Source organism: Cellulomonas pasadenensis (assembly GCF_047229365.1).
Taxonomy (GTDB): domain Bacteria; phylum Actinomycetota; class Actinomycetes; order Actinomycetales; family Cellulomonadaceae; genus Cellulomonas.
In genome coordinates this window covers 41135-49225 of the sequence record NZ_JBFTEP010000008.1, presented here as the reverse complement: position 1 = coordinate 49225, position 8091 = coordinate 41135, and the positions used below count along the sequence as shown (strand labels likewise).

Annotated in this window: 6 protein-coding genes; all 6 read left to right on the top strand. The window is 77.3% G+C overall.

Annotated features, from left to right (window positions below):
* Nucleotides 1-84 precede the first annotated feature (84 nt).
* On the top strand, nt 85-1512 hold the full coding sequence (locus AB6N23_RS02620; protein WP_412864489.1) for a sensor histidine kinase: 1428 nt from the start codon (nt 85-87) through the stop codon (nt 1510-1512).
* The gene (locus tag AB6N23_RS02615; protein ID WP_412864487.1) at nt 1509-2183 is read left to right on the top strand and encodes a response regulator; all 675 of its coding nucleotides are present in this window, start codon (nt 1509-1511) and stop codon (nt 2181-2183) included. Before AB6N23_RS02620 ends, AB6N23_RS02615 begins: the two co-directional genes overlap by 4 nt.
* Before the next feature lie 203 nt (nt 2184-2386).
* Nucleotides 2387-4480, top strand: a complete 2094-nt coding sequence (locus tag AB6N23_RS02610; RefSeq protein WP_412864485.1) for a serine hydrolase domain-containing protein — start codon at nt 2387-2389, stop codon at nt 4478-4480.
* Nucleotides 4481-4505: 25 nt separating this feature from the next.
* A complete protein-coding gene (locus AB6N23_RS02605) occupies nt 4506-5759 on the top strand; it encodes a sensor histidine kinase (RefSeq protein ID WP_412864483.1) in 1254 nt (417 codons plus the stop codon).
* Nucleotides 5756-6412 carry a response regulator gene (locus AB6N23_RS02600; protein WP_412864481.1) on the top strand — a complete coding sequence of 219 codons (657 nt, stop codon included), beginning with the start codon at nt 5756-5758 and terminating at the stop codon, nt 6410-6412. The genes AB6N23_RS02605 and AB6N23_RS02600 overlap by 4 nt, the downstream gene beginning before the upstream one ends.
* Before the next feature lie 104 nt (nt 6413-6516).
* A complete protein-coding gene (locus AB6N23_RS02595) occupies nt 6517-8064 on the top strand; it encodes a cellulose binding domain-containing protein (protein WP_412864479.1) in 1548 nt (515 codons plus the stop codon).
* Nucleotides 8065-8091 lie beyond the last annotated feature (27 nt).

The window sequence follows — 8091 nt, the reverse complement described above, 5'->3', positions numbered from 1 at the left end:
CCGTCGCCGCGCGCGCTGCCGGCCGCGCCCGACGTGCCCGTGGCGGCCGGGCTGGGAGGATGCACGGATGGGCGGGGAGGCGACGTGAGCGACGCGCCCGTCGTGGCCGACGGCTCGACGCCGGCGACGCCCGCCGGTGCCCGGGCGTTCCTCGCCCGCCACCGCGGCGGCGTCGACCGCGTCGTCGACGCCCTCGTGGTCGTGGCGTTCGCCGGCTGGGCCCTGCTGCTCGGCCTCGGCGCCGACTCGATGTTCTGGCTGTACGAGGTCGTCGACCCGCAGCGCGTGCTCGTCATGCAGCTCGCGTCGCTCGTCCTCACGCTCGCGGGCGCCGTCGCCCTCCTCTGGCGGCGCCGGCGCCCGGTGGCCGTCGCGGTCGCCATGGCCGGGCTCGGGGTCGCGTCGCTCGGGCTGACCGGCGCGACCAACGGGTTCGAGCTCGGCCTCGCGCTCGCGCTGTACGCCGTGGCGGCGACGGGCCGGACGCGCGCGGTGTGGGCGACCGCGGTGGGCGGCGTGCTGGCGCTGCTCGTGGCGGCGCGGGCGTTCCCGCTGCCGCTGACCGTGGCCGCGCAGATGCTCGGCGTCGACCGCGCCGACGCGGACGCGTTCGCGGGCGTCACGGGCACCGGCCCGACCGGGTTCCTGACCAGCGCCTCCTGGTACGTGACCGCCGGCCCGGTGCTGGTGCTCGCACTCGTCGCCGTGGCGGCGGGCGCGCTCGTGCACGCGCGCCACCAGCGGGTCGCCGCGCTCGCCGAGGCGGCCCGCGCCCGCGCCGAGGAGCAGGAGCAGCGTGCGCGGCTCGCGCAGGCGTCCGAGCGCGCGCAGATCGCGCGGGAGATGCACGACGTGGTGGCGCACAGCATCTCCGTCATGGTGGCGCTGGGCGGGGGCGCGTCGGCCGCGTTCGACTTCGCGCCCGACCGCGCGCGGGCGGCCCTCGACGAGCTTGTCGACACGGGGCGCGCCGCGCTCGGCGACATGCGCCGCATCCTCGGCGTGCTGCACGACGACGACACGGACGACCGCGCCCCCGGCACCGGCACCGGCACCGGCACCGGCGCCGGAGGGGGCACCGGCCCGGGCACCGGCGCGCCGCTCGAGCCGCAGCCCGGCAGCCTCGACATGACGCGGCTCGTCGACCGGGCGCGCACCGCGGGGCTGCCTGTGCGCACGTCGGGCCTCGCGGTGACCGGGCTCGAGGACCTCGACCCGGCCCTCCAGCTCGCCGTGTACCGGATCGTCCAGGAGTCGCTGACGAACACGCTGCGGCACGCGCCCGGCACCACCGACGTGCGCGTCGACGTGCGCCGGCGCGCCGACGCCGTCGAGGTCGTCGTCACCGACGCGGGCGGCACCGCGTCCGCCACGCCGAGCCCCGGCGGGCAGCGCGGTGTCGTCGGGATGTCCGAGCGGGCCGCGGTGTTCGGCGGCACCGTCGAGGCCGGTCCGTACGGTGAGGGGTGGCGCGTGCGCGCGCTGCTGCCGTGGCACGAGGGAGACGCATGACGACGGTCCTGCTGGTGGACGACCAGGCGCTGGTGCGGGTGGGGTTCCGCCTCGTGCTGGAGAGCGGCGGGTTCGACGTCGTCGGCGAGGCCGGCGACGGTGCGACCGCCGTCGACCAGGTCGCGGCGCTGCGGCCGGACGTCGTCCTCATGGACATCCGCATGCCCGGCATGGACGGCATCGAGGCCACCCGGCGCGTGGTCGCCGCGTACCCGGGCACGCGCGTGCTCATCCTCACCACGTTCGACCTGGACGAGTACGCCTTCGCGGCGCTGCGCGCCGGCGCGAGCGGGTTCATGCTCAAGGACGCCCGCCCGGCGGACCTCGTCACCGCCGTGCGGACCGTCGCGTCGGGGGACGCCGTCGTCTCCGCGCGCATCACGCGGCGCATGCTCGAGCTGTTCGCGCCGCGGCTGCCGGAGTCCGGCGAGGCGCCCGACCCCGCCGCCCCGCACCCGCGCCTCGCGGGGCTCACGCCGCGCGAGGTGGAGGTGCTCGAGCACGTGGCGGAGGGGCTCTCGAACGCCGAGATAGCCACCGCGCTGTTCCTCTCCGAGGCGACCGTGAAGACGCACGTGGGACGCGTCCTCGCGAAGCTGGGCGTGCGGGACCGCGTCCAGGCCGTGGTCGTCGCGTACGAGACGGGCCTGGTGCGCGCGGCCGGCGCCTGACGCACCCCGCGCTCGGCCGCACCGCGGGGCGCGGCTGCGTCCCGAGGACGAGGACGCGGCCGCGCGCCTCCCCCGGAGGTCGCAAGCGAGGTTCCCCGTCCCGCCCGAAGCGGCGGCGATGCGCCGTTGACCAGCATGGACGCAGGCCGCGAGGCGCCGCCCGGAGCAGCACCGGGCACTCGCGGCGGCCGGAGGTCGTCACCATGTCCATGTCGTCATCGCCGTCGCCCACGTCGTCCACCCCGTCGTCGCCCCCGTCGTCCCACCCCGTCCCCCGCCGCCGCCGCCGCACGGTCCGCGGCACGGCGCTCGCGCTCGTCGGTGCCGCCGCGCTCGCCACGCTCGGCGCGTGCGCCGCCGCACCCGAGCCGCCCGGTCCCCCGCCGCAGCAGCCGGCGTCGACCGCCGGGCTGACGCGCGAGGACGTCGACGCGTGGCTCGACGGCACCGTCCCGGACGCCCTCGAGGAGGGCCGGATCGCGGGCGCGACGGTCGCCGTCGTGCACGACGGCGAGATCGTCACCGCGCGCGGGTTCGGCCTGGCGGACGTCGCGGCGGGCACCCCGGTCGACGCCGACCGCACGCTGTTCCGCGTCGGGTCGGTGGCGAAGATGGTCACGGCGACCGCGGTGATGCAGCTCGTCGAGGACGGCGAGGTCGACCTCGACACCGACGTCGCGCGGTACACAGGCCTGGACCTCGGGTTCGCCCACCCCGTCACGCTGCGTCACCTGCTCACGCACACGCCGGGGCTCGAGGAGCGGGTCGCCGGCCTCATCGGCACCGCCGACACCCCGCCCGACCTGCGGCGCAGCCTCGTCGAGGCACCGCCGGAGCAGGTGTACGAGCCGGGCACGACGCCCGCGTACTCCAACTACGGCAACGCGCTGGCCGGCTACGTCGTCGAGGCGGTGAGCGGCGTGCCGTTCGAGCAGTACGTCGCCGAGCACGTGCTCGCGCCGGCGGGCATGACGTCCTCGTCCTTCGCGCAGCCGCTGCCCGCCGACCTGGCGGACGACGTCGCGCTCGGCTACGCGACGTCCGACGACGCGCCCGTGCCGTTCGAGATGGTCGGCCAGGCGCCGGCCGGCGCCCTGAGCGCGACGGCGACCGACATGGCGCGGTTCATGCTGGCGCACCTCGGGCACCCGACGGGCGGCGAGCAGATCCTCTCCGCGCAGACGCGCGCGCTCATGCAGCAGCCGGCACTCGACGCCGGCACGCTGGGCGCGCTCGCGGACGGTGACCGCATGGGCCTCGGCTGGTTCGACGAGTCCCGCCACGGGCACCGCGTCGTCGGCCACGGCGGCGACACGCAGGTCTTCCACTCGCACCTGCAGCTGTGGCCGGACGACGACACCGGCATCTACCTCTCGCTCAGCAGCACCGGCACGGACAGCGCCGCCTACCTGCTCCGCGAGGACCTGCTCACCGCGTTCGCCGACCGGTACTTCCCCGCCGACGGGACCGTGACGAGCACGGTCGACGACGCGACCCGGGCGGCGCACGCGCAGGCCGTCGCCGGCGCGTACGAGAGCACGCGCGGCTTCGTGTCGACGTTCCTCACGGCCGCCGGACCGCTGCAGCCGATCACGGCGACGGTCGTCGACGGCGACCGGCTGCGGTTCTCGTCCGGCGTGTTCGGGCTGCGCCCGACCGTGGTCGAGGAGGTCGAGCCGTGGGTGTACCAGCAGGTCGACGGCGACCGTCGGCTCGCGGTCCGCACCGACGACGCCGGCCGCGTGGAGCTGCTCGGCTTCGACTCGGCGATGTCGCTCGTCCCCGTCACCCCGGCGCGTGCCACGACGATGCCGCTCCTGCTCGGCGGCACGGCGGTGCTGCTCCTGACGGTGCTCGCGTGGCCGGTCGGCGCGCTCGTCCGCCGCGTGCGCGGCCGCCGGGCGTCCGTCGCGGACGACACCCGCGGACCCGGCGCCGGCGCACCCGCCGCGCCGCCCGGTGCCGCTGCAGCGCGCGACCGCCAGGTGCGCCGGGCGCACCTGCTCAGCCGGGTCGCCGCGGTCGCGGCGGTGCTCGCGCTCGCCGTGTGGGGGTACGTCCTGCTCGCGGTGCTGGGCCTGCAGCCCGTCCCGGAGCTGGTGGTCCGTGGCGCGCAGCTGCTCACGCTGATCGGGGCGCTCGGCGTGCTGGCGGCGGGGTGGCGGCTGGTCGCCGAGGCCCGGGCCCGCACCGGCTGGGTCCGCGTCGCCGCCGCGACGGTCGTGCTCCTCGCCTTCGTCGCGGTGGACGTCGCGGCCAACCAGGCGAACCTCCTCTCGCCCGACGTCACCTACTGACCGGCCGCACGGGAGGATGACCGCCATGGAACCCGCTCGCGGCACGGGCCCCGAGGGGCGGTGGGCCGAGCGCCTGCCGTCCCTCGGGGCCCGCGGGCCGCTCGGCCGCGACGTGCTGCTGGCCGTCGTCCTGGCCGCGCTCATGGTGCTCGTGACGGCAGGGACCAGCGCCCTGACCCCGCCGCAGGACCGTCCGCCGAGCACCGTCGAGGGCTGGCTGCTGGTGCTGGTCGCGGCGCAGGCGCTCGCGCTCGCGCTGCGTCGCGTGCGGCTCGCGGCCTGCGTGGCCGTGGTCGTGGCGACGCAGGTCGCCCTGGTCGCGGTCGCGCCGGACGTGTCGGTGCGGTCGGTCGCCGGCTTCGTCGCCGCCGGGACGATCGGCACCCGGCTGCCCGCCGGCCGCGCGCTGCGCGTCGCGGCGTCCGTGGCCGTGGTCGAGGCCGTGACGACCGGGGCCGCCGCCGTGCTGCGCGGCGGGGGCGTCGACGTGGTGCTGCAGCACGCGGTCTCGGCGCTGCTCGTGTGGGGGCTGGCGGTGATGGTCGGCATCCACCTGGCGACGCGTCGCGAGCACCTGCGGCTCGTGCAGGACCGCGCGGACCAGCTCGAGCGCGAGCGCGACGCGCGCGTGCGGGCTGCCGTCGCCGACGAGCGGGCACGGCTGGCCCGCGAGCTGCACGACGTCGCGGCGCACCACCTGTCGGGCATGGTCGTGCAGGCCGCGGCGGTCGAGAAGCTGGTCGGGCGCGACCCGGACGCGGCGCGCGCCGGTGCGGCGTGGCTGCGGGACCAGGGGCGCGAGACGCTCGACAACCTGCGCCAGGTCGTGGGCCTGCTCCGCCGCGACGAGGGCGACGCACTGGCCCCCGTGCCCGGCGTCGAGGCGCTCGACGACCTCGTCCGCACGGCGGGCGACCTCGGCGACGACGTCGCGCTGACGCGCACCGGCACCCCCGTGCCGCTGCCGCCGCTCGCCGACGTGTCGGTGTACCGGGTGGCGCAGCAGGCGCTGACGAACGCGCGGCAGCACGCGCCCGGCGGACCGGTGCGGCTCACGGTGACGCACGAGCCCGGCGGCGTCCGGCTCGACGTCGTCAACGGGCCCGCCGCGCGCCCCGCGTCGCCGGCGCGGGGCGAGCACGGCGGGACGGGGCTCGCGGTGATGCGCGAACGCGCCGCGCTGGTCGGCGGGACGCTCGACGCGGGTCCGGTGCCCGGCGGCGGGTGGCAGGTGCGGCTGCGGGTGCCCGTGGCCGACGACGAGGGAGGACGCGCATGATCCGGGTCGTGCTGGTCGACGACCAGGCGGTGGTCCGCGCGGGCTTCCGCGTGCTGCTGGAGGACGTCGGCGACCTCGAGGTCGTCGGCGAGGCGGCGAACGGGCCGGAGGCCGTGGAGGTCGTGCGCCGCACCCGCCCGGACGTCGTGTGCATGGACGTGCGCATGCCCGGCGGTGACGGCCTCACCGCCACGCGGCAGATCGTCGCCGAGCGCGACGGCGACCTGCCGGCGGTCCTGGTGGTGACGACGTTCGACGTCGACGACCACGTCTTCGGCGCGCTCGAGGCCGGTGCCAGCGGGTTCGTCCTGAAGGACACCGACCCGGCGGACCTCGCCGACGCGATCCGGCGCCTGGCACGCGGCGAGGGGATGGTCGACCAGGCCGTCACGCGGCGCGTCATCGCGGAGTTCGCCCGGCGGCGCCCCGCGCCGGACCCGGACGACGCGGCCGGCGTCCTCACGCCCCGCGAGCGCGACATCGTCCGGCTGCTCGCCGAGGGCATGTCGAACGCCGAGATCGCCGCGGCCCTGTTCGTGGAGCCGTCGACGGTGAAGTCGCACCTGGGCCGGGCGATGACGAAGCTCGGCACGCGCGACCGCCTGCAGACCGTGGTGTGGGCGTACCGGACGGGCGTCGCGGGGACGGCCTGACGCCCGGCGGCGCGATGTGAAGCGCTTCGGGCCTGGTGGCGGCGACGCCGGGGCGGGTACGAACGCGCAGGGGCGCGCTGTGCGCCCCTGCGAGAGGAGACCCCGTGCGACACGCCCGGCCGACGACGGCCCAGGCCCTGACCGCGCTCGCCGCGACCGCCTCGCTGGTGCTGGCCGGCGCCGCGGTCCAGTCCGCGGCCGCCGCGGACGACGCGGCGCCGGTGCTCTCCGTGCACACGTCGGGACGCGTCGCACCGACCGGGGACGGCCTCGCGTTCAGCTGGCCGGGCGTCGTCTTCGAGGGCCGGTTCCGCGGGCCCCGGGTCGGCGTCGTGCTCGACGGCGGGGGCGCGGACTACGACGTGTTCGTCAACGACATCCTGGTCGACACGTGGGTGCAGCCGGGCAGCGGCACCCACTGGGTCCTCGGCTTCTTCTACGACCGCGAGCACACGATCCGCGTGGTCAAGCGCAACGAGACCCCCTGGGCGACGAGCACGTTCCGCGGGTTCGTGCCCGACGCCGCCGGCGCGGTGCTCCCCGCGCGCGAGCCGCGCGCCGTGCAGCTGGAGTTCCACGGCGACTCCTACACCGCCGGCTACGGCAACGAGTCGACCACGCGCGAGTGCACGGACGCCGAGGTGCGGCGCACCACGAACGCGGACCGCTCGTTCGCCGCGCTGACCGCCCGCGCCGTCGGCGCCGACTACCACGTGAACGCCTTCTCCGGCCGCGGCATGGTGCGCAACTACGCAGGCACCGACGCGGGCACGAGCTTCCGCACGTACGCGGACCGCGCGCTGCTCGCCGTCGAGGGCGACGCGTGGCAGCGGCCCGCGGACTGGCACCCGCAGGTCGTCGTCGTCGGCCTCGGCATCAACGACTTCTCCACCCCCGTGGCCGCGGGCGAGCCGTGGACCGAGCAGAGCCTGCGCACCGAGTTCCGCGCCGCGTACACCGCGTTCGTCGCCGACCTGCGCGCGCGGTACGGCCCGGACACGTTCGTGGTCCTCTCGGCGCCCGACAACGCCCCGGAGGTCCGCGCCGCGACCGTCGAGATCGCCGCCGCGTCCGTCGCCGCCGGGGACGACCGCGTGGTCGCGTGGGAGTACGGGAGCCTCGAGCTCACCGGGTGCCACTGGCACCCGTCGCTGGACGACCACGCGCGCGTCGCCGGGTGGCTGACCGAGCTCGTGACGTCGCTGCTGCGCGTCGACGGCATCGAGACCAGCCCCGAGCTGCCGCTGAGCCGCGACCCGCTGCCGACGCCGCGGCCGACGCCCTCCCCGTCGCGGACGGGACCCACCGGGTCGCCGGTGCCCACGTCCGGCCCGACGCCGTCGCAGACGCCCGGCGACCCGGCGTGCACGGCGACCCTCACCGTCGGCGCGCGCTGGCCCGGCGGCTACCAGGCGACCGTCGACGTCACCGCCGGGGGCCGGCCCGTGAGCGGGTGGAGCGTGCGGTTCGCGCTGCCGGCGGGCGGCGCCGTGACGCAGGGGTGGTCGGGCGCGTTCGCGACCTCCGGTGACCAGGTCACGGTCACGAACGCGGCGTGGAACGGCACGCTCCGCTCCGGCGGCACGACGTCGCTCGGGTTCCTCGGCTCGGGCACGCCGCCCACCGGCCCGGTGAGCTGCACGACCGCCTGACCCGCACCCGGCCGTCCGGTGTCGGCG

What these genes read in the sequence shown, in the direction of transcription:
- AB6N23_RS02615 (WP_412864487.1), top strand. Translation starts at nt 1,509, where the DNA reads ATGACGACGGTCCTGCTGGTGGACGACCAGGCGCTGGTGCGGGTGGGG.
- AB6N23_RS02610 (WP_412864485.1), top strand. Translation starts at nt 2,387, where the DNA reads ATGTCCATGTCGTCATCGCCGTCGCCCACGTCGTCCACCCCGTCGTCG.
- AB6N23_RS02605 (WP_412864483.1), top strand. Translation starts at nt 4,506, where the DNA reads ATGGAACCCGCTCGCGGCACGGGCCCCGAGGGGCGGTGGGCCGAGCGC.
- AB6N23_RS02600 (WP_412864481.1), top strand. Translation starts at nt 5,756, where the DNA reads ATGATCCGGGTCGTGCTGGTCGACGACCAGGCGGTGGTCCGCGCGGGC.